We start from the raw sequence: 19699 nt of genomic DNA, 5'->3' as shown, positions 1-19699 counted from the left end.
GGGGCGGAGGCGCACGGGCAGGCGCGGGCCCGGGCGGAGGCGCGGGCGCGCGGGGAGGCGGAGGCGTGGGCGCGGGGCCAGGGGCGTCACGGCGCTCCCGGTGGGACGAACGGCAGCCCCGCCGGAGCCCCGTTCTCGATCAGGCGCAGCAGCGCGTCCGTGTCCGCGTGTTCCTCGATCAGGTCGCCGAGGCGGTCCAACTGCTCCTCGCGCAGCGCCCCGAAGGACGTGTCGGGAGCCGGTACGAAGCGCCGGCCGGCCGCCGCGGCGACCTCTCGCAGGAACGCGCGGCGGAAGCCGTCGCTCTCCAGCGAGCCGTGCCAGTGCGTGCCCCAGACCGCGCCGACCCGGCAGCCGTCCAGGAACGGATCGCCGCCCAGGACGTCCGCGACGCCATGGTGGATCTCGTACCCCTCGACCCGCTCGCCGAGCGCCTCGCCGACCGGCCGGGCCAGCGTCTTCTCGGCCGCGAACCGGACCCGTACGGGCAGCAGTCCGAGCCCGTCGACCGTGCCCGCCTTCGACTCGACGTCGTCCTCGATCCGCTCGCCGAGCGCCTGGAAGCCGCCGCAGATGCCGAGCACCGGCCGGCCCTCCGCGGCCCGCCGGGCGAGCGCGTCCGCGAGACCGCGCTCGCGCAGCCACGCCAGCGCCTTCACCGTCCCGCGGGTGCCCGGAACGACGACCAGGTCCGCGTCGACGAGCTCCTCGGCCCGGTCCACGAACCGCACGACGACGCCCGGTTCGGCCGCCAGCGCGTCCACATCCGTGAAGTTCGACATCAGCGGCACCGCGCACACCGCGACCCGCAGCACGTCCTCGCCGGCCGGCGGCGCGACGACCGACTCGCGGACCGCGCCCCGCAGCGAGACGCGCAGCCCGTCCTCCTCGTCGATGCCGAGTCCGTGGGCGTACGGCAGCACGCCGAACGTACGGCGCCCGGTCAGCCCGAGCAGCATGTCGAGGCCCGGCTCCAACAGGGTCACGTCACCGCGGAACTTGTTCACGAGATAGCCCGCGATCAGCTCCTGGTCCTCGGGCCCGAGCAGCGCCGTCGTGCCGAAGAACTGGGCGAACACCCCGCCCCTGTCGATGTCCCCGACCACGAGGACCGGCAGCCGCGCGGCCCGCGCGATGCCCATGTTCACGATGTCCGTACGCCGCAGGTTGATCTCGGCCGGACTGCCCGCCCCCTCGCAGATCACGGCGTCATACGTGCCCCGCAGCTCCTCCAGGCACGCCATCACCGGCTCGAAGAGCTCCTTCTGCCGTCCGCCGTGGTAGCCACGCGCGCTCAGCTCGCCCACCGGCTTGCCCATCAGGACGACCTGGCTGGAGCGGTCGCTGCCCGGCTTCAGCAGCACGGGGTTCATCAGCGCGGTCGGCTCGACCCGGGCCGCCTGCGCCTGCATGGCCTGCGCCCGCCCGATCTCCGCCCCCTCGCGCGTCACGAAGGAGTTCAGGGACATGTTCTGGCCCTTGAACGGGGCGACCTTCACGCCCTGCCGGACCAGCCAGCGGCAGATGCCCGCCGTGACGACGCTCTTGCCCGCGTCGGACGTGGTCCCTGCGACCAGCAGCCCCCCGCCTCTCATGCCTTCCTCCGCTTCATCGCGCCCGCCAGGATCCGTCCGCCCACACAGGCCGCGAGCGTCAGTCCCGTCACCCGACGCGACAGCCGTACCGCCCGTTCGATGTCCCCGACCTCCACGGCCCGTCCTTCCCCGTTCAGTACGGGCCGGTGCTCGACCCGGCCGCCGTACGACAACGTCCCGCCGAGCCGTACGCCGAGCGCCCCCGCGAACGAGGCCTCGACCGGGCCGGCGTTGGGGCTCGGGTGCTTCGCCGCGTCCGCCCGCCAGGCGCGCACCGCACCGCGCGGGTTCCCGCCGGCCACCGCCGCGAGCGCGGCGGTCAGCCGGGCGCCCGGCCACCCCGCCATGTCGTCGAGCCGGGCCGAGGCCCAGCCGAAGCGCCGGTACCGCGTCGACCTGTGTCCGACCATCGCGTCCAGGGTGTTCACCGCCCGGAAGCCGACCAGGCCCGGCACGCCCAGGGCCGCGCCCCAGACCAGGGCCCCGACCACGGCGTCGGAGGTGTTCTCGGCGACGGACTCGACGACCGCGCGGGCCATCGCCGGGCCGTCCAGGGACTGCGGATCACGCCCGCACAGATGAGGCAGCCGCTCACGGGCCACGTCCAGGTCCCCGGCCGCGAGGGCCCCGCCGATCGCGCGGGCCTCCCGGCCCAGGGTCGTGCCGCCGACGACGGCCCACACGGAGGCGGCGGTCAGCGCGACGGAGGCGCGGGGGTGTTCCCGTACCGTACGGGCGGCCAGCGCGGCGGCGCCGGCGGCACCGGTCACGCAGACGGCGGTGTGCAGCGCGCCCCACCCGCGGTGGTCGCGCCACAGCAGCTTCTCGACCGTGCCCGCGGCGCGTCCGAACGCGGCGACCGGATGGCCGCGGCGGGGGTCGCCGATGATCAGGTCCGCGGCCAGACCGGCGGCGGCGCCGTATGCGAATACACCTGTGGCTGCACTGCGGCCGGGCATGGCGCTGTGTCCTCACTCAGGGTCCGCGCCCTGGCTCGACGTGACCGGCGGCGAGAGTTCCTGGCTCCCGGGGATGGACTCCCCGGTCACAGTGGCGGGACCGCGCCGGATTCGCACCGGGCTTCCTCTGCTTGCCGCCGTAATGGCCCCGGAAGTCCACCACGCTGTGCGAACACCCGTCAACTCACGTTTGACCTGCGGCGGGACAGTGTGCGAAGCACCACACGGCCTACGATCGGGCCCCGTGAAACGAAGGCCGGGCGGGCCGCACCCGAAGGTGCGGCCCGCCCGGCAGTCGAAGCGGGACCGTCGTCAGACGACGATCAGATAGATGCCGTACGCGACGGCCGCCGCGCAGAGCGCGAAGCAGGCGTACGCGCCGGTGCGCGCCAGGGCGGCGGAGCCACCCTGGGAGGCGGCCTGCTCCTGCTTGGAGAGGCCGATGATGCCGAGGGTGAACAGGCCCACCAGGGCCACGGTCGCCACGAGGCTGACTCCGAAGACGGAGCCGAGAGCTGCCCAGTCGATCTTCATGTCGTTGGTTCCTTACACCGCGGCCGGGGCGGCGGGGGCTGCCGGGTCCGTGGGGGCCGGCGAGGGGATGGTGGTCTTGAGGTCCTCGTCCGCGACGGAGGCGAAGGCACCGGCGGGCGCGGGCGGGGTGACGGCCGCGATCGCGGTGGTCACGACGCCGGCGGGCTCGCCGTCGATCTCGTCGGCGGTGACGTTGTGGTGGTCGACGGGCTTGCGGCGCGAGAGCGCCCAGATGACCGCCGAGCCGGCGACCAGGAGGACCGCGACGGCGGCGACGCCCCAGGGGCCCTGCTTGGTGAGGAACTCGGCGCCGGCGCCGACCAGACCCGCGGCCGGCAGGGTCAGACCCCAGGCGACGAACATCCGGGTCGCGGTCGACCAGCGGACGACTCCGCCCTTGCGGCCGAGACCCGCGCCCATCACGGCGCCGGAGCAGGACTGCGTGGTGGAGAGGGAGAAGCCCAGGTTGGACGAGGCCAGGATGACCGTCGCGGCGCTGGTCTGGGCGGCGAAGCCCTGCTGCGGCTGGAGGTCGGTGAGGCCCTTGCCCATGGTGCGGATGATGCGCCAGCCGCCGAGGTAGGTGCCGAGGGCGATCGCGACACCGGCGGCGACGACGACCCACATCGGGGGGTTGGAGCCGGGGGCGAGGACGCCGCCGGTCACCAGGGCGAGGGTGATGACACCCATCGTCTTCTGCGCGTCGTTGGTGCCGTGCGCGAGGGAGACGAGACCTGCGGAGGCGATCTGGCCGGCCCGGTAGCCCTTGGCCGTGGCCTTCGTGTCCGTCTTGGAGCCGATCTTGTACGTCAGCTTCGTGGCCGCCATCGCGGCGAGACCGGCGACGAGCGGCGCGGCGATCGCGGGGATGAGGACCTTGCTGACCACGGTCGAGCCGTTGACGGCCGACCAGCCGGCCGACATCACGGCCGCGCCGATGAGTCCGCCGAAGAGGGCGTGGGAGGAGCTGGACGGCAGACCCAGGAGCCAGGTCAGCAGATTCCAGAGGATGGCGCCGACGAGCGCCGCGAAGATCACTTCGGTACGAATGCCCTGTTCATTGATGATCCCGCCGGAGATCGTCTTGGCGACCTCGACGGACAGGAACGCGCCGACCAGGTTGAGCACGGCGGACATGGCCACCGCCGTCTTGGGCTTGAGGGCACCGGTCGAGATGGTCGTCGCCATCGCGTTGGCGGTGTCGTGGAAACCGTTCGTGAAATCGAACACGAGAGCTGTCACGACCACAATCGCGAGCAGCAGCGTGATGTGTTCCATTTACCCAGGCAATCGTTTGACGTCAGTGGCTGGACGAACGTAGGCAACCTGAGTGAACGGAAGGTGAACTGAGCCGGGCGGTGCGGTGACTCCAACCGGGGACCAGAGATTCCGCTTAGGCGCGGGCGGATGGTCTGTCCACGATGTGGGCAGCGTGCGACCCCGGGTAATCCGTGCCATCACCGGACATGGACGACTCCCGCCGCTTCCTCCCTGGCCGCCCGTGTCAGCCCGTGGACGGCTCGGACACCGCGTCAGCCGACCGAGGGACCCGCGAAGGAGATCCATGTCACTCCCCGGGGGGCCGGAAGCGGGCGGACCGGGGGCCGGCGGGCGACGGACCACGGGCGGCTCCGTCCGGTGGCAGCCCCGGCCGGACCTGTCGACACTGGGACCGTGCGCCCGGCTACAGCGACGGCAGCGGCCGTCACCACTCTGATCGGTGTCGGCGCGGCCGTGATCGCGGCCGGCCGGTACGCAGGCGACGTCGCCCTCAAGGCCTCGTCCGGCCGGCCCCTGCCCGGCGACCCCCGGCTCACCGTGCACGCCACGGGTCCCGACCGGGTCACCCTCACCCGCAGCCTCGCCTCCCTGCGCCCCGGTACGTACGGGATCGAGGGCGCCGGCGTCCACGCGGTGGTGGGCCCCGCCCTCGACCGGGTGCCGCACACCGCGGACACCGTCGTACGCCGTCTGGAACGCGTCGAGCTCGGCGACCTGGAGCCCGGCGCCCGGGTCCGCCTCACCCCCGAGCTGCACAGCGGCACCCCGCGCAGCTCCCTCGGCGTCGACCACGAGGACGTCGAGATCCCCGGCGAGCTCGGCGCCCTGCCCGCCTGGCTCGTCCCCGGCCCGCGCCCCACGTGGGTCATCGCCCTGCACGGCATCGGGACCAGCCGACGGCACCCCCTCAACCTCGTCCCCTTCCTCTCCCGGCGGCAGATCCCCGTCCTCTGCCTCTCCTACCGCGGCGACGAGGGCGCGCCCCCGTCCCCCGACGGCCTCGGTCACCTCGGCGACTCCGAGTGGCGCGACGTCGACGCCGCCATCCGCTACGCCGTCCGCAGGGGCGCCGAGCACGTCGTCCTGTACGGCTGGGGGCCCGGCGCCACGATGGCCCTGCACGCCGCCGCCGACTCGGGCGTACGGGACGTCATCCGCGGCCTCGTCCTGGACTCCCCGGTCCTCGACCGGGAGGCCACCCTGCGCAACCTCGCCGCGGCCCGCCGCGTGCCAGGGCCGCTGCTGCCGCTGGCCGTCCGCGCCGCGCAGGGCAGGGCCGGGCTGCACGGCGACCGCGTCCGGGAGGCCGCCGACCCGGCCGCCCTGCGCGTGCCGACGCTCGTCTTCCACGGCCCCGACGACACGATCGCCCCCTGGGAGCCCTCCCTCGAACTGGCCGCCCGACGCCCGGAACTGGTCACCCTGAACACCGTCCGCGGAGCCCCGCACGCGGCGATGTGGAACGCCGACCCGGTCCGCTACGAAGAGGCCCTGCGACGCTTCGTCACCCCTCTCCTTTAGGCCCTCCCACGGCCCTCGCTCCCTCCCCCGGCCTGGGGCGTACGGCCGGTGTTCCGGCGGCCTCCTCGATTCCGATTGGGCTTTCGGGCCGCCAACGGGAAGACTGCCCCCGTGACGTCTCGAAAGCCCGATGAGCAATTGGCGCGCAACTCCAGACTCCGACTTGTCCGTCCGCGGGCACTCGCCACGGCCCGGCGTGCCGTGACGACCCGGCGGACCCGCCCGGCCCCGCGGCCGCCGGAGGGCACTCCGCCCCGCGCGGAGCTGGCCCGCCAGGCGCGGACCGTCCTCGCCGACGCCGTACGGATCGCCCGCTGGGTCACCCTCGACGGCGGTGCGGACACCTCGGCGGCGTCCGGCCCCCGGTCCGTCCGCGCGACCGCCCCCGTGACCGCCCCCGTGGCGGGAGCCGCGAAGGGCGCCGCGAACCCCGAGGCCCCCGTGGCCGCCCCCGACGGCGTCCCCGCCCAGGAACGGGCCGCCGCCGCACTCGACCTGACGCCCGGCCAGATCCGGGCCGGCTGGGACCGGGCACGGCTCGCCGGCCTCGTCGAACTCCACGGTGACACCGCCCGCCCCGGCTGGCGGCTGCACGCCTGGGACCGCGACGACTCCGCCGTCCTGCGCGGCTGGGTCGCCCTGTTCGACGCCTGGTCCCTGGTCCACCCCGCCCCGGCGGACGTCGCGCCCGGCGCCGTCGCCGAGGTCGTCGAGGCCGTCCCCCAGGTGCTCTCGCTCCTTCAGCTCTCCGCGGGCCCGGTGGTGGTCCCCGCCCTCCTCGACCTGCTGCGGCAGCGGGTCGAGGAGCTGCGCGAGGAGCGCTGCGAGGTGCCCGTCGAGGGCGCCGACACCGCTCCCGACACCGTGTCAGGCACCGCCGCCGCCTCCGTCCCCGGCCACGAAGGGCTCGCCGCCCTGCTCGACTGGGCCCTGGAGGGTCTCGCCGCCGTCGGCGCCCTGACCCTCGGCGAGGGATCCGACGGCCGCCAGGCCACCCTGACGCCGCTCGGCAACTGGGCGGTCTGGGTCAAGCTGGAGCAGATCTGCGTCGCCGCCCAGAGCCCCGCCGGCAACATCGAGCAGTCCGCCGAGGACATGCTCCGCGGCTGCGCGAGCCTCACCCCCGGTCCGGCCCGCGACGAGTACCGCGCCTGGCTCGCCGCCCGCACGCTCACCAGCGCGGTCGCCGAACTGCTCGCCGTCGCCCGCGGTGAGGACGCCCTGCTGCGCGGCCTCGCCTTCGAGGCGCTCCGCGTCGTCGGTGCCCCCGCCGAGGCCGAGGTCCGGGCAGCGGCCGAGGAGGCCTCGCTCCGGCCGTACGCCCTGCTCTGGATCGCCGAGTACGAAGGCGCCGACCCCGACGACGCCCCGGAGGTGCTCACCCGGGAGGAAGCCACCTGGCTCTGGGTGGACACCGCCGCGGCCGTCGCCGACCACGGGGAGAGCACGCTCCTGGTGCGCCACCTCGACTCGGCCGTCCAGGGCACGGTCCCGGCGCTCCTCGACGCGGTGCGCGCCGTCGGCCATCCCCGTACGGTCCAGGTCCTCGTCGCCCTCGCCGCGGCCCACCCCGACCCCGCCCTCGCCAAGGCGGTCCGCCGGGCGGCCTTCCAGGTCCACACCGGGGGGAGCCTGACCCCCCGCCGCTCTCAGTCGGAGGCCCCCGGCAGATAGGTGCCGAAGCTCCAGACGTTGCCCTCGCCGTCCCGCGCGATGTAGTCGCGCGAGCCGTACTCCTGGTCCGTCGGAGGCATCACGATGTCGACGCCGTGGGCCACCGACCGGGCGTGGTGTTCGTCCACGTCGTCCACGTGGACGTACACCCCGCTGGGTCCGGAGCCCTCGACCAGCTTGTCGAACTCGCTGCCGGTGCCCTTGCTGCCGAGCATCACCATGCCGTTGCCGTACGACAGCTCGGCGTGCACGACCTTGCCGTCCTCGCCCTCGTACACCGCGGTGCGGGTGAAGCCGAACGCCTCGGTGAGCTGCCGGATCGCGGCGTGTGCGTCGTGGTAGGTCAGGGTCGGACAGATATGGGGTGCCTCAGCCATCCCGATCACTCCTTCTCGCGGCGGGGGAATGTGACCTGGATCTCAGTCTGGCATCCGGCGCCGACATCGGGGCGCGTCAGCCGAAGGTGTTGCACCGCGCCATGTCCCCGGTGCGGAAGCCGGTGGCGAACCACTGCCGGCGCTGCGCGGCCGAGCCGTGCGTCCAGTTCTCCGGCGTCACCCGGCCCTGGAACTTCTCCTGGATGCGGTCGTCGCCGACCGCGGCCGCCGCGTCCAGACCGTCGCGGATGTCGGCCTCGGTCAGGTTGGTGAGCAGCGGCCGGCCCGTCTTCTCGTCCGGCGTGGTCGTCGCGTGGCGCGCCCAGACGCCCGCATAGCAGTCGGCCTGCAGCTCGACCCGTACGGCGTTGGAGTTCGCGCCCGTCCGCCCGTCCTGGGCGCGGGCCAGGGTGCCCATCATGTTCTGCACGTGGTGGCCGTACTCGTGCGCCACCACGTACGCCTGCGCGAAGGGTCCGCCGGTCGACCCGAACGTGGTCCGCAGCTCGTCGAAGAAGCCCAGGTCCAGATAGACCTGGCGGTCGCCGGGGCAGTAGAACGGCCCGACCGCGGAGGTGGCCGAGCCGCAGGCGGTGCCGACCCGGTTGCTGAACATGACCGTGCGCGCGTCCCCGTACCGGCCGCCGCGCCGCTCGTACTCCGCCCGCCAGAAGTCCTGGACGCTGTTGACGACCGCGACGATCCGGCAGTCCTCGCGGGTGTTCGCGTCGGCGCCGGTCCGGCAGGTCTGCTCGATCTGGGCCGCCGAGGACGACGTCGCGACCGGCGCGGGGTCGCCGGAGGTGAGGCCCAGCTGCTCGGGACCCACCCCGAAGAGCAGCCCCAGGATCAGGGCGATGAAGCCGACGATGCCGCCGCCGACGGTGGCCTTCCCGCCGGGGATGCGGCTGCCGCGGACGTCCCGTACCTCCGAGGTGTCCAGGTCGGCGTCGTCGTCGAACTGCATGGGCCACCACCCTCTGCGTCTCTGCCGCGGCAGTGGCCGCCGCCCTCCGCCCGAGTATCGGAGAATCCGATGAGGATCGCCCCTTTTGTCACTCACGGGCGTTAAGTGGCAGTACGTGCGGTGAGGGGCCGGCGCCGGACTGTGGCCGAAAAGCAGTTGCATGCGCCCGTTAGACTGGCCGTATGGCCATTCTCCCCGCGCATGACTAGCGGCGTCGAATCCGCATACAGCCCTTTCCGCCGAACCGTCCGCCCTGGAGTCTGTCCGTGATCACCGCTTCCGGCATCGAGCTGCGCGCCGGCGCCCGCATCCTCATCGAGTCCGCTTCCTTCCGCATCGCCAAGGGCGACCGCATCGGCCTCGTCGGCCGCAACGGAGCGGGCAAGACCACCCTCACCAAGTGCCTCGCGGGCGAGGGCATGCCCGCCGCCGGGCAGATCGCCCGCTCCGGCGAGGTCGGCTACCTCCCGCAGGACCCGCGCACCGGCGACCTCGACGTCCTGGCCCGCGACCGCATCCTGTCCGCCCGCGGCCTGGACGTCCTCATCAAGAAGATGCGGATGAACGAGGAGCGCATCGCGACCGGCACCGGCGGCACGCGCGACAAGGCGATGAAGCAGTACGAGCGCCAGGAGACCGAGTTCCTCACCAAGGGCGGGTACGCCGCCGAGGCCGAGGCGTCGACCATCGCCGCCGCCCTCGGGCTCCCCGACCGGGTCCTCGGGCAGCCGCTGCACACCCTCTCCGGTGGTCAGCGCCGCCGCGTCGAGCTGGCCCGGATCCTGTTCTCCGACGCCGACACGCTGCTCCTCGACGAGCCCACCAACCACCTCGACGCCGACTCCATCGTCTGGCTGCGCGACTACCTGAAGACCTACCGCGGCGGCTTCATCGTCATCTCCCACGACGTCGACCTCGTCGAGACCGTCGTGAACAAGGTCTTCTACCTGGACGCCAACCGCTCGGCGATCGACGTCTACAACATGGGCTGGAAGCTCTACCAGCAGCAGCGCGAGGCCGACGAGAAGCGCCGGAAGCGCGAGCGCCAGAACGCCGAGAAGAAGGCCGCCGCCCTCAACTCGCAGGCCGACAAGATGCGCGCCAAGGCCACCAAGACCGTCGCCGCGCAGAACATGGCCAAGCGTGCCGAGCGCCTGCTCTCGGGTCTGGAGGCGGTCCGGGTCAACGACAAGGTCGCCAAGCTCCGCTTCCCGGAGCCCGCGCCCTGCGGCAAGACCCCGCTGACCGCCGAGGGCCTGTCGAAGTCGTACGGCTCGCTGGAAATCTTCACCGATGTGAACCTCGCGATCGACAAGGGGTCGCGCGTCGTCATCCTCGGCCTCAACGGCGCGGGCAAGACCACGCTGCTGCGTCTGCTCGCCGGGGCCGAGAAGCCCGACACCGGCGAGGTCACCCCCGGCCACGGCCTCAAGCTCGGCTACTACGCCCAGGAGCACGAGACGCTCGACCCGGACCGCACCGTCCTGGAGAACATGCGGTCGTCCGCGCCCGACCTCGACCTCGTCGAGGTGCGCAAGACGCTCGGCTCCTTCCTCTTCTCCGGCGACGACGTCGACAAGCCGGCCGGTGTCCTCTCCGGCGGTGAGAAGACCCGGCTGGCCCTCGCGACCCTGGTGGTCTCCTCGGCGAACGTGCTGCTCCTCGACGAGCCGACCAACAACCTCGACCCCGCCAGCCGCGAGGAGATCCTCGGCGCGCTGCGCACCTACAAGGGCGCGGTCGTCCTCGTCACACACGACGAGGGCGCGGTCGACGCGCTGGAGCCGGAGCGGATCATCCTGCTCCCGGACGGCGTCGAGGATCTGTGGGGCCCGGACTACAAGGACCTCGTGGCCCTCGCCTGATCATCTCGGTATGGATCATTCGGCTCATGGGTGATCCATCATCTGAGTGAGGGCGTCTCGTACTCCCCGGCGCGGCTCCGCGCGGAATCCTTCCGCCGGGGCCGCGCCGTCTTTGTCCCCCCGCTGCCGCGCTGACCTGGCACTTCCTGGCCGGGCGTGTCGCGTGAGGGGGGTCACGTACCCCGGAATATGTGATTCCGGTTGTGAGGAGAGCTTCGCCGTCCGCAAACCTGACGGCACAGACCTTGTCGAATGGGTGGCCAGGACGTCCGGGAGGGGTGATCATGAGAAGTCCAGAGCGCACTTCCCATGAGGAGGCACGGGTGGCCGAGACTCTGAAGAAGGGCAGCCGGGTGACCGGCGCCGCGCGCGACAAGCTCGCGGCAGACCTGAAGAAGAAGTACGACTCCGGTGCGAGCATCCGGGCGCTGGCCGAGGAAACCGGCCGCTCCTACGGATTCGTCCACCGGATGCTCAGTGAGTCCGGAGTCACGCTGCGTGGACGCGGTGGGGCGACACGGGGCAAGAAGGCAGCCTCGGCCTGACCGGGCGCGGTTCGTCGGGTCCCATCGGTTCTCGCGGTGGCCACCCGGTCGCCCGTGCGGTCGACCGGGTGGTTACTGTGCAGTCACTTAGCAGTGCTGCACCGGAACCGGAGGCGCCCCATGACTTCGCTCGACTCTGTGCTCGTGTTCGACAAGGACGGTGTACGGCTCACCGTCGAGGACGCCGTTGCCACGGTGGCCCTGACCAATCCGGCGAAGCGCAACGCCCAGTCTCCCGCTCTGTGGCGGGCGTTGACGGAGGCCGGACGGTCACTGCCGGGCAGCGTGCGGGTCGTCGTCCTGCGCGGTGAGGGCAAGTCCTTCTCCGCCGGGCTCGACCGGCAGGCGTTCACGCCCGAGGGCTTCGACGGAGAGCCGTCCTTCCTGGACCTGGCACGCGGTTCGGACGAGGACCTGGACGCGGTCATCGCCGAGTACCAGGAGGCGTTCACCTGGTGGCGCCGCAGCGACATCGTGTCGATCGCGGCCGTCCAGGGGCACGCCATCGGGGCCGGGTTCCAGCTCGCCCTCGCCTGCGACCTGCGGGTCGTCGCCGACGACGTGCAGTTCGCCATGCGCGAGACCAGCCTGGGGCTCGTACCGGACCTCACCGGCACGCACCCGCTCGTGGGTCTCGTGGGCTATGCCCGTGCGCTGGAGATCTGCGCGACGGGCCGCTTCGTCCACGCGCAGGAGGCCGAGCGCATCGGCCTCGCCAACATCGCCGTGCCCGTCGACGAACTCGACGCCGCGGTGCAGGACTTGAGCGCCGCGCTGCTCGCCGGCCCGCGCGACGCGGTGATCGAGACCAAGGCGCTGCTCCAGGGCGCCGGCGACCGCTCCTACGAGGCTCAGCGCACCGCCGAACGCGCCGCCCAGGCCCGCCGCCTGCGCGACCTGGCGGGCCTCGGCGACTGACGACCTGTCGGGCCCGGCGCGCCGCCGGGCCCGTCGGCACGCCTCTGGGTCCCGGCGTGCCTCATCGGCTCGGTTCGGCCATGTGGCGCACGCCCCCGGTGGGTGTCTCAGCGGATCTCCGACACGAGGACGGTGATCTCCTCGACCTCGGGGGCCGTCGCGGCGGCGCGGGCGCGGGCCGCGCGGGCGACGTCCAGGGCGCGGTGGCCGCGGGCCACCGCCAGTTCCAGCCGCAGCGTGCTCGTCGTGCGGCGGACGGGGAAGCCGAGCACGGACGCCAGCCCCGCCACGCCCTCCACCTTCAGCACGGCGCGAGCCACCGGGTCGTCCACCACCGGCCCGGTTCCCCCGGGTGGGGGAGTGAGGGCCTTCGAATCCGGGGAGCCCTCGACGAACCCGGTCACCCGCAGGTCGACCGCCACGATCACCAGGCCCAGATCCCGCTCCGCCGTGGCGAACAGGCTCTCGCGCACCTCCTCCGCCACGACCGGCAGCGGCCTGTCCCCCGCCAGGCCGGCATCCATCGCGAACTCCCCGGTGATCCGCAGCGGCCCCGGCGGCAGCCCGCCCGGCGGTACGGCGAACGGCGTCTCCGGGCCCACCTCCGCGAGCCCCACCCGTAGCTTCCCCGGCACCACGCCCCGTACGGCCGAGAGCCCTTGGAGCAGCACCTCCCGGGCCGCCCGCTCCGCCAGCCACGCGCCGTCCCTCGCCTCCCCCAGGGGAAGCAACCGGCCCGGCCTGAGCCGCTCGCGTACGGCTCCCGGCCGTCCCGTTCCAGATGTCGTCGTCATTGGCCCAGCCTAATGTGGGCAAAGGCGTAGATATCAGCAAAGAAGGGATGAATGGTGATGAATGACCCCGCACACCCCAGGGAACCGTCCGTGACCAAGCGTGCTGGTGGCGATCCTGCCACCCGCGGCCGGACCACCATCGCCGACGGCGTCGTCGAGAAGATCGCCGGTCTGGCCGCACGTGAGGTCGACGGCGTCCACGCCATGGGCAGCGGGTTCTCCCGCACCATCGGCGCGGTGCGCGACAGGGTGCCAGGCGGAGGAGGAACCAAGGCGGGCGCCACCCGCGGTGTGAAGGCCGAGGTCGGCGAGGTGCAGACCGCGCTCGACCTGGAGATCGTCGTCGAGTACGGCGCTGCCATCGCCGACGTGGCCGGGGCCGTGCGCGAGAACGTCATTGCGGAAGTGGAGCGGATGACCGGCCTGGACGTCGTCGAGGTCAATATCGCGGTCAGCGACGTGAAGCTGCCGGAGGAAGAGGAAGAAGAGCCGGAGCCGCGACTCCAGTAGTAGTCGTCGGCGGTCGGACTGAAAGGGCTCAGCATGAGCATGGCGGTGGTCGGCCTGGTGGCCGGAATGGCCCTCGGATTCGCCGGATACTTCGGCGGTTTCGGGGCGTTCGTGCTGGTCGCGGCTTTGGGCGCGATCGGCTTCGTCGTCGGGCGGTTCCTGGAGGGGGACCTCGAACTCGGCGACTTCTTCCGAAGCCGCGAGCGCGGCGACTTCCGAGGCCGCGAGCGCGGCGACTTCCGAGGCCGCGAGCGCGGCGATCGGCTGCGGTGACCGGAGGTGACAGCCGATACAGTGGGCCCGGCCGGCCGCGGGGCGACCACGGTCGCCGACCGGGTCGTCGCGAAGATCGCCGCGCGGGCGGCGCGGGAAGCGCTCGGCGTGCTGCCGCAGGGCGGCTCCGCGCCCCTTGCCTCGGTCGTGGTGCAGCGTGACGCGGCGCGCGTCTCGATCAACCTGGAACTGGGCTACCCCTCGGACCTCCGCGGGCAGTGCCTGGCGGTCCGCAGCCAGGTGATCCGCCGGGTACGGGACCTGGCGGGGCTGGAGGTCCCCGAAGTGGCCATCCACGTCGAGCGCCTGCACTCCCCGCGTACGGCACGCGAGTCGGGCGGGCGGGAGCTGCGATGACCACGGACACCGGCACCCGACCCGACCCCGCACCCGCACCGGAGGGCCCACCGGAGGAACCCGCGCCGCAGCCCGCGCCGCGCGCCCGCCGTTTCTGGGCGGTACGGCGGATCCCGGCGGCCCTGATCGCCCTGATCCTCCTCGGCGGCACCGGCCTGCTGCTCTACGACGTGGCCGCCGTACGGGCGGGCCGCACGGCCATGGACTGGCGCCGCGAACTCGCCGACGACCTGGCGACCCGGCCCCTCGACGACGTCCTGGTGCTGATCGGCGCGGGCGTCGCCGTACTGATCGGGCTCTGGCTCCTGATCCTGGCGGCCACCCCGGGGCTGCGCGCCGTCCTCCCGATGCGGCGCGACCACGCCGACGTGCGGGCCGGACTCGACCGCGACGCCGCGGCCCTGACCCTGCGGGACCGGGCTATGGAGGTCTCCGGTGTGCAGTCCGTACGGGTACGGATGAAGCGCAGGAAGGTGGCGGTGCGGGCGGTCTCGCACTTCCGCGAACTCGACGAGGTGCGCGCCGACGTGGAGAGCGTCCTCGGGACCGGCATCGACGAACTGGGCCTCGCCCGCCCCCCGGCGCTGACCGTACGGGTGGGCCGCCCGCTGAAGAAGAGGTGAAGGGGTGACCGTCATTCTCCGGCGCGTCAACCGCGTGGTGCTCGGACTCGTGGGCCTGGTGCTCGTCGCCGGCGGCGGGGCGGTGCTCGCGGCCGGGTTCGATCTGGCAGTGCCCTCGTGGTGGCCCTGGAAGGGCCCCTCCGACGTCCTGCTGAGCCGCGCGGACCGGCTGCGCTGGCGTGACGAGGGCTGGTGGTGGCCGGTGGTGATCGCCGTCCTCGGCGTGGTCGTGATCCTGGCCCTGTGGTGGCTGCTCGCCCAGCTCCGGCGCGCCCGGCTCGCGGAGATCCTCATCGACACGGGAGACGGGGAGGTGGCGACGGTACGGGGACGGACCCTGGAGACCGTCGTCGCGGCGGACGCGACGGCCCAGGAGGGGGTGTCCAGTGCCAAGGTCTCCCTGACGGGGCGCCGCACGGCCCCGCGCACGCGCGTGGCGCTGCGCCTGGAGCCGTACGCCTCCCCGGTTGCCGCCCTGACCACGCTCGCCACCGAGGCCCTGGACCACGCCCGCACCTCGACCGGCCTGAGCACGCTCCCGACGGAGGCCCGTCTCCGCGCGGTCAAGCACCGCGCGCGGCGGGTGACCTGACGAGACGTCGCGGCACCGGGCGCGACCCTGCCGCCGAGGCGGCAGGGCCGCCGGCAACCTGCGCCTGGTACGGCCGGCCGGAGCCTGCGGCGCCCGGTGCGGCCGGTCGGGACCAGCGGCCTGGTGCGGCCGGCGGGAACCTGCGCCTGGTACGGATGGTGGGAACCGGCGGCCTGGTGCGGCCGGCGGGAACCGGCGGCCCGGTGCGGCTGGTCGGAACCGGCGGCCCGGTGCGGCCGGTCGGGACTAGCGGCCTGGTGCTGCCGTCGGAACTGGCGGCCTGGTTAGGCCGACCGAACCCCGCGGCCCGAAGCAGCCGGTCGGGACCGGCGGCCTGGTGCGGCTGGTGGGAACGGCGCCCGGTGCAGCCGGCCCGTACCCGCGGCCCCGGTGCAGGCCGGTCAAACCCGCGGCGCCGGCGTGCCCGGTCGGAACCCGCGGCCGGTGTAGCCGACCGGAACCCGCGCACTGGTGCAGCCGACCGAACCCCGCGCCCGGTGCGGCCGGCCGAACCCCGCGGCTCGGGTGACGGTCAGAAGCCGTGCCGGGCGCCGCCGTCCACCGACATCATCACGCCCGTCACGTACGACGCCGCCGGTGAGAGCAGGAACGCCGCCGTCCGGCCGTACTCCGCCGGGGTGCCGTAGCGCCGCAGCGGGATACGGGACTCGTTCGCCGCGCGTGACGCCTCCGCGTCGCCCGAGAGCGCGTCGAGCTGACGCACCCGGTCCGTGTCGATCCGGCCCGGGAGCACGCCCACCACCCGGATGCCCCGCGGCCCCAGGTCCGCCGCCAGGGACTTCGCGAACCCGGCGAGCCCCGGGCGCAGCCCGTTGGAGATCGTCAGGCCCGGGATCGGCTCGTGGACCGAGCCCGAGAGCACGAAGCCGATGACTCCGCCCTCGGTCAGTTCCTCCGCCGCCGCCCTGGCCATCCGTACCGCCCCGAGGAAGACGCTCTCGAACGCCGACGCCCACTGCTCGTCGGTGTTGTCCGCGCCGAAGCCCGGCGCGGGGCCGCCCACGCTGACGAGGACGCCGTCGAAGCGCCCGAAGCGGGACCGCGCCTCCGCGATCAGCCGGGCGGGGGTCCCGGGGTCGGCGTTGTCGGCGGCGAGGCCGGCCGCGCCCGGGCCCAGCTCCGCGACCGCCTCCTCGACCGACTTGGCCTCGCGCCCGGTGACCAGCACCTTCGCGCCCTCGGCGAGCAGCGCCTCGGCCGAGGCACGGCCGAGCCCCCGCGTCGCGCCGGTCACCACGTACACCCGGTCCTTCAGTCCAAGATCCATGGGCCTATCCTGCCGGGTCCTGCCACGGCAGCGCGAGAGCGGTCCCCACCAGGCCGATGTGGCTGAACGCCTGCGGGAAGTTGCCCAGCTGGCGCCGCGCCACCGGGTCGTACTCCTCCGCGAGCAGCCCGACGTCGTTACGGAGCTCCACAAGGCACTCGAAGAGCTCCCGCGCCTCGGCCTCCCGCCCGGTCATCCGCAGCGCGTCCGCCATCCAGAACGAGCAGACCAGAAACGTTCCCTCGCCGCCGGGAAGGCCGTCGACCGAGGCCCCTTCGGTGCTGTAGCGGCGGACGAAACCGCCGTGCGTCAGCTCCTTGCGCACCGCGTCCACCGTCCCCACCACCCGGGGATCGTCCGGCGGCAGGAACCCGACCCGCGGGATCAGCAGCGTCGCCGCGTCCAGTTCCCGTGAACCGTACGACTGGGTGAACGTGTTGCGCTCGGGGTCGTACCCCTTGGCGCACACGTCCGCGTGGATCTCGTCCCGCAGCGTCCGCCAGCGCGCCACGTCCCCGCGCAGCGAGGGGTCGGCCTCCAGGGTGCTCACCGCCCGGTCGGCGGCCACCCAGGCCATCACCTTCGAGTGCACGAAGTGGCGGCGCGGCCCACGCACCTCCCACAGCCCCTCGTCCGGATCCCGCCAGTTCGACTCCAGGAAGCCGAGCAGGCTCAGCTGCAGGTTCCAGGCGTGCCCCACCGGTGGGATGCCGGCCTCCCGGGCCATGCTGAGCGAGTCCATGACCTCGCCGTACACATCGAGCTGGAACTGCTCGACGGCGGCGTTCCCGATCCGTACCGGCGCCGAATCCGCATACCCTCTCAGCCAGGGCAGGGTCATCTCCGGCAGCCGCCGCTCGCCGCCCGGCCCGTACATGATCTGCAGATCGGCCGGATCGCCCGCCACCGCCCGCAGCAGCCAGTCGCGCCACGCAGCTGCCTCGTCGACATAGCCCGCCGACAGCAGCGCGCCGAGGGTGAGGGTCGAGTCGCGCAGCCAGCAGGAGCGGTAGTCCCAGTTCCGCACACCGCCCAGCTCCTCCGGGAGCGAGGTGGTGGGCGCGGCGACGATACCGCCCGTCGGCGCGTACGTGAGCGCCTTGAGCGTGATCAGCGAGCGCACCACCGCCTCCCGGTACGGCCCTTCGTACACACAGTGCGCCGCCCAGTCGCGCCAGTCCCGCAGGCAGTCCTCCAGCGCGCCGAAGGGGTCGATCAGCTCGGGGCGCCGCTCGTGCGAGGGGTGCCAGGTGAGCACGAACGCGACCTTCTCGCCCTCGTCGACCGTGAACGACGAGCACGTCGAGAACTGCTGGCCCCAGGTCTTCACGGGCGGCTCGCTGCGCAGCCAGACCGAGTCGGGACCCGCGACGGCCACATGGTGGCCGTCGCTGCGCCGCATCCACGGCACGATCGAGCCGTAGTCGAAGCGCAGCCGCAGCACCGCGCTCATCTCGACGGTGCCGCTGACGCCCTCCACGATCCGCATGACATCGGGCGCTCTGTCGCGCTGCGGCATGAAGTCGACGACCTTCACGGTGCCGGTGCGCGTCTCCCAGTACGTCTCCAGGACGAGCGAGTCGCCGGCGTAGCCCCGGGTGGTGCAGGTGGTGGCGCCCTTGGGTGCGATCCGCCAGTGGCCGTTGTCCTGGTCCCCGAGCAACGCGGCGAAGCACGCGGCCGAGTCGAATCGCGGCAGACACAGCCAGTCGATCGACCCGTCGCGTCCGACGAGCGCGGCGGTCTGCAGATCACCGATGAGGGCGTAGTCGTCGATACGTTGCGTCACGCTCTGGCGTGTTCCCGCACGGGGCGACGGTCAATCAGAGGGACGGTGTGGCCTACACCGCGGCCGGGGCCGGTTCGGGGGTGTCCGCTCCGCCGTCGGTGCGGGCCGCGGTCTCCCGGTCGCGCTTCTCGCGGCGCACCAGGACCACCCACCCGACCGGCACACCGGCGGCGAAGAGCCACCACTGCACGGCGTACGCCATGTGCGCGCCGATCGAGTCGTGGTCGGGCTCGGGGATCAGCTCGGGGGTGTTCCCGGCGGGTTCGGGCGCGGTCTGCTCGATGTAGCCGCCGAGCACCGTACGGCCGGTGAGCTCGGCCTGCTGCGCGCTGTTGATCAGCATCACCTGACGGTCCGGCAGCCCGCGCAGGTCCTTGATCCCGCTGGCGCCGGTCGTCTCGTCGGCCTTGAGCCGGCCGGTCACGGTCACCTCGCCCTTGGGCGCGGGCGGGACCGGGGGGTACGCCTTCTGGTCGGCCGCGGCCGGGACCCAGCCGCGGTTGACGAGCACGACCCGGCCGTCCTGGAGGGCCAGCGGGGTCAGGACGAGGAAACCGACCTTGTCGTCGGCGTTGGTGCGGCGGCGGACGACGACCTCGTGCGCGCTGTCGAACGTGCCGGTGGCCGTGACCTGGCGCCAGTAGTCGGCGCGCGGGACCGTGTGGCCGGGGGAGGTCAGCTTCTCGACGGGGAGCGACTCCGCCTTGAGGTTGTCCGCGATGAGGCCGTTCTGCGCGACCCGGCGTTCGTGCCGGTGGAACTGCCAGAAGCCCAGCTCGATCATCGTCGGGACGAGGACGAGAGCCACGAGGGTGAGGATCACCCACTGCCGGGACAACAGGAAGCGGTACACCCCATGACCGTACAACTGTGGTCATGGGGTGCACGCACGGGGGTTCCGGTCGCCGGGGAGCGGCCGGGGCCGCCTGCGCGGTCGCGGGCTGCCACCGGCTGCCGCGGCTGCCGCGGCTCATACGTGGTCGACGATCCCCACCTTTCCCTCGGCCCGAGCGCAGTGCCCGCCGCAGTACCAGGTGCCCTCGACCTCGACGCCCTGGCCGATGATCTGGACCTTGCAGTGCTCACAGATGGGCGCCATGCGGTGAATGGCGCAGGAGAAGCAGTCGAAGACGTGCACCGCGCCCTGCGCGTGCACCTCGAAGGACATGCCGTAATCGTTTCCGCAGACCTCACAACGTGCCATGCGCCACAGGGTGCGACGTGACCCGGGCGAGGT

The 19699-nt window shown here is 73.1% G+C and carries 21 protein-coding genes and 1 riboswitch; of the genes, 10 read left to right on the top strand and 11 right to left on the bottom strand.

Annotation, left to right across the window (positions count from 1 at the left end; translation table 11 throughout):
* Nucleotides 1–86 precede the first annotated feature (86 nt).
* The 4 genes from ACFY8U_RS20970 to ACFY8U_RS20955 form a co-directional block, all read right to left on the bottom strand.
* Complete coding sequence (locus tag ACFY8U_RS20970; protein WP_389572257.1) at nt 87–1595, bottom strand: cobyric acid synthase; 1509 nt, start codon at nt 1593–1595, stop codon at nt 87–89.
* The gene (locus ACFY8U_RS20965; RefSeq protein ID WP_389572254.1) at nt 1592–2554 is read right to left on the bottom strand and encodes a cobalamin biosynthesis protein; all 963 of its coding nucleotides are present in this window, start codon (nt 2552–2554) and stop codon (nt 1592–1594) included. Before ACFY8U_RS20965 ends, ACFY8U_RS20970 begins: the two co-directional genes overlap by 4 nt.
* A 54-nt stretch (nt 2555–2608) precedes the next feature.
* Nucleotides 2609–2683: riboswitch (cobalamin riboswitch) on the bottom strand.
* A 183-nt stretch (nt 2684–2866) separates the two neighbouring features.
* Nucleotides 2867–3088, bottom strand: a complete 222-nt coding sequence (locus tag ACFY8U_RS20960) for a hypothetical protein (protein ID WP_361767309.1) — start codon at nt 3086–3088, stop codon at nt 2867–2869.
* 12 nt (nt 3089–3100) lie between these two features.
* The gene (locus ACFY8U_RS20955; RefSeq protein WP_389572251.1) at nt 3101–4366 is read right to left on the bottom strand and encodes an anion permease; all 1266 of its coding nucleotides are present in this window, start codon (nt 4364–4366) and stop codon (nt 3101–3103) included.
* A gap of 396 nt (nt 4367–4762) precedes the next feature.
* On the opposite strand from ACFY8U_RS20955, the gene ACFY8U_RS20950 reads away from it, so the two are divergent.
* Nucleotides 4763–5890 carry an alpha/beta hydrolase gene (locus tag ACFY8U_RS20950; RefSeq protein WP_389572249.1) on the top strand — a complete coding sequence of 376 codons (1128 nt, stop codon included), beginning with the start codon at nt 4763–4765 and terminating at the stop codon, nt 5888–5890.
* 111 nt (nt 5891–6001) lie between these two features.
* The gene (locus ACFY8U_RS20945; RefSeq protein ID WP_389572247.1) at nt 6002–7564 is read left to right on the top strand and encodes a hypothetical protein; all 1563 of its coding nucleotides are present in this window, start codon (nt 6002–6004) and stop codon (nt 7562–7564) included.
* On the opposite strand, the gene ACFY8U_RS20940 is transcribed toward ACFY8U_RS20945, so the two are convergent.
* Nucleotides 7540–7941, bottom strand: a complete 402-nt coding sequence (locus ACFY8U_RS20940; RefSeq protein ID WP_389572245.1) for a VOC family protein — start codon at nt 7939–7941, stop codon at nt 7540–7542. The genes ACFY8U_RS20945 and ACFY8U_RS20940 overlap by 25 nt on opposite strands.
* A gap of 76 nt (nt 7942–8017) precedes the next feature.
* On the bottom strand, nt 8018–8908 hold the full coding sequence (locus ACFY8U_RS20935) for a neutral zinc metallopeptidase (RefSeq protein WP_389572242.1): 891 nt from the start codon (nt 8906–8908) through the stop codon (nt 8018–8020).
* Between the two features lie 266 nt (nt 8909–9174).
* Here ACFY8U_RS20935 and ACFY8U_RS20930 point away from each other — a divergent pair, with 266 nt between their 5' ends.
* The 3 genes from ACFY8U_RS20930 to ACFY8U_RS20920 all read left to right on the top strand — a co-directional run bounded on the left by ACFY8U_RS20930 (nt 9175) and on the right by ACFY8U_RS20920 (nt 12236).
* A complete protein-coding gene (locus tag ACFY8U_RS20930; protein ID WP_361432472.1) occupies nt 9175–10773 on the top strand; it encodes an ABC-F family ATP-binding cassette domain-containing protein in 1599 nt (532 codons plus the stop codon).
* Between the two features lie 323 nt (nt 10774–11096).
* Nucleotides 11097–11318 (top strand): helix-turn-helix domain-containing protein, encoded by a 222-nt coding sequence (locus ACFY8U_RS20925; RefSeq protein ID WP_006123601.1) that lies wholly within the window; start codon nt 11097–11099, stop codon nt 11316–11318.
* 120 nt (nt 11319–11438) lie between these two features.
* A complete protein-coding gene (locus tag ACFY8U_RS20920; RefSeq protein WP_361767291.1) occupies nt 11439–12236 on the top strand; it encodes an enoyl-CoA hydratase/isomerase family protein in 798 nt (265 codons plus the stop codon).
* Between the two features lie 107 nt (nt 12237–12343).
* On the opposite strand, the gene ACFY8U_RS20915 is transcribed toward ACFY8U_RS20920, so the two are convergent.
* Nucleotides 12344–13030, bottom strand: coding sequence for a hypothetical protein (locus ACFY8U_RS20915; protein WP_389572238.1), 687 nt, complete (start codon nt 13028–13030; stop codon nt 12344–12346).
* A 51-nt stretch (nt 13031–13081) separates the two neighbouring features.
* Between ACFY8U_RS20915 and ACFY8U_RS20910 the strand changes: the two genes are divergently transcribed.
* The 5 genes from ACFY8U_RS20910 to amaP are packed head-to-tail and all read left to right on the top strand — an operon-like array spanning nt 13082 to nt 15385.
* A complete protein-coding gene (locus tag ACFY8U_RS20910; RefSeq protein ID WP_389572235.1) occupies nt 13082–13540 on the top strand; it encodes an Asp23/Gls24 family envelope stress response protein in 459 nt (152 codons plus the stop codon).
* Between the two features lie 33 nt (nt 13541–13573).
* Nucleotides 13574–13813 (top strand): hypothetical protein, encoded by a 240-nt coding sequence (locus ACFY8U_RS20905; protein WP_389572232.1) that lies wholly within the window; start codon nt 13574–13576, stop codon nt 13811–13813.
* Nucleotides 13814–13819: 6 nt separating this feature from the next.
* Nucleotides 13820–14170 (top strand): Asp23/Gls24 family envelope stress response protein, encoded by a 351-nt coding sequence (locus ACFY8U_RS20900; protein ID WP_361432458.1) that lies wholly within the window; start codon nt 13820–13822, stop codon nt 14168–14170.
* A complete protein-coding gene (locus ACFY8U_RS20895) occupies nt 14167–14793 on the top strand; it encodes a DUF6286 domain-containing protein (protein WP_389572229.1) in 627 nt (208 codons plus the stop codon). Before ACFY8U_RS20900 ends, ACFY8U_RS20895 begins: the two co-directional genes overlap by 4 nt.
* 4 nt (nt 14794–14797) lie before the next feature.
* Nucleotides 14798–15385 (top strand): alkaline shock response membrane anchor protein AmaP, encoded by a 588-nt coding sequence (amaP, locus tag ACFY8U_RS20890; protein WP_389572226.1) that lies wholly within the window; start codon nt 14798–14800, stop codon nt 15383–15385.
* A gap of 532 nt (nt 15386–15917) precedes the next feature.
* On the opposite strand, the gene ACFY8U_RS20885 is transcribed toward amaP, so the two are convergent.
* The 4 genes from ACFY8U_RS20885 to ACFY8U_RS20870 form a co-directional block, all read right to left on the bottom strand.
* Nucleotides 15918–16673, bottom strand: coding sequence for an SDR family oxidoreductase (locus ACFY8U_RS20885; protein ID WP_361592541.1), 756 nt, complete (start codon nt 16671–16673; stop codon nt 15918–15920).
* A gap of 4 nt (nt 16674–16677) precedes the next feature.
* Entirely contained in the window at nt 16678–18462 is a 1785-nt protein-coding gene (locus ACFY8U_RS20880) for a glycoside hydrolase family 15 protein (RefSeq protein WP_389572223.1), read from the bottom strand.
* 52 nt (nt 18463–18514) lie between these two features.
* On the bottom strand, nt 18515–19315 hold the full coding sequence (locus ACFY8U_RS20875) for an SURF1 family protein (RefSeq protein WP_361766315.1): 801 nt from the start codon (nt 19313–19315) through the stop codon (nt 18515–18517).
* 117 nt (nt 19316–19432) lie between these two features.
* The gene (locus tag ACFY8U_RS20870; protein WP_361432443.1) at nt 19433–19666 is read right to left on the bottom strand and encodes a hypothetical protein; all 234 of its coding nucleotides are present in this window, start codon (nt 19664–19666) and stop codon (nt 19433–19435) included.
* Between the last annotated feature and the right edge of the window lie 33 nt (nt 19667–19699).

The sequence above is a fragment of the Streptomyces sp. NPDC012508 genome (assembly GCF_042902595.1).
GTDB lineage: Bacteria > Actinomycetota > Actinomycetes > Streptomycetales > Streptomycetaceae > Streptomyces.
This window is presented reverse-complemented; position numbering and strand designations above follow the sequence as displayed.

Bases quoted from the DNA above. Each gene is read 5' to 3' on its own strand.
- ACFY8U_RS20895 (WP_389572229.1), top strand. From the start codon at position 14,167: ATGACCACGGACACCGGCACCCGACCCGACCCCGCACCCGCACCGGAG.
- ACFY8U_RS20960 (WP_361767309.1), bottom strand. From the start codon at position 3,088: ATGAAGATCGACTGGGCAGCTCTCGGCTCCGTCTTCGGAGTCAGCCTC.
- ACFY8U_RS20940 (WP_389572245.1), bottom strand. From the start codon at position 7,941: ATGGCTGAGGCACCCCATATCTGTCCGACCCTGACCTACCACGACGCA.
- ACFY8U_RS20970 (WP_389572257.1), bottom strand. From the start codon at position 1,595: ATGAGAGGCGGGGGGCTGCTGGTCGCAGGGACCACGTCCGACGCGGGC.
- ACFY8U_RS20955 (WP_389572251.1), bottom strand. From the start codon at position 4,366: ATGGAACACATCACGCTGCTGCTCGCGATTGTGGTCGTGACAGCTCTC.
- ACFY8U_RS20870 (WP_361432443.1), bottom strand. From the start codon at position 19,666: ATGGCACGTTGTGAGGTCTGCGGAAACGATTACGGCATGTCCTTCGAG.
- ACFY8U_RS20915 (WP_389572238.1), bottom strand. From the start codon at position 13,030: ATGACGACGACATCTGGAACGGGACGGCCGGGAGCCGTACGCGAGCGG.
- ACFY8U_RS20885 (WP_361592541.1), bottom strand. From the start codon at position 16,673: ATGGATCTTGGACTGAAGGACCGGGTGTACGTGGTGACCGGCGCGACG.
- ACFY8U_RS20910 (WP_389572235.1), top strand. From the start codon at position 13,082: ATGGTGATGAATGACCCCGCACACCCCAGGGAACCGTCCGTGACCAAG.
- ACFY8U_RS20905 (WP_389572232.1), top strand. From the start codon at position 13,574: ATGAGCATGGCGGTGGTCGGCCTGGTGGCCGGAATGGCCCTCGGATTC.
- ACFY8U_RS20935 (WP_389572242.1), bottom strand. From the start codon at position 8,908: ATGCAGTTCGACGACGACGCCGACCTGGACACCTCGGAGGTACGGGAC.
- ACFY8U_RS20965 (WP_389572254.1), bottom strand. From the start codon at position 2,554: ATGCCCGGCCGCAGTGCAGCCACAGGTGTATTCGCATACGGCGCCGCC.
- ACFY8U_RS20920 (WP_361767291.1), top strand. From the start codon at position 11,439: ATGACTTCGCTCGACTCTGTGCTCGTGTTCGACAAGGACGGTGTACGG.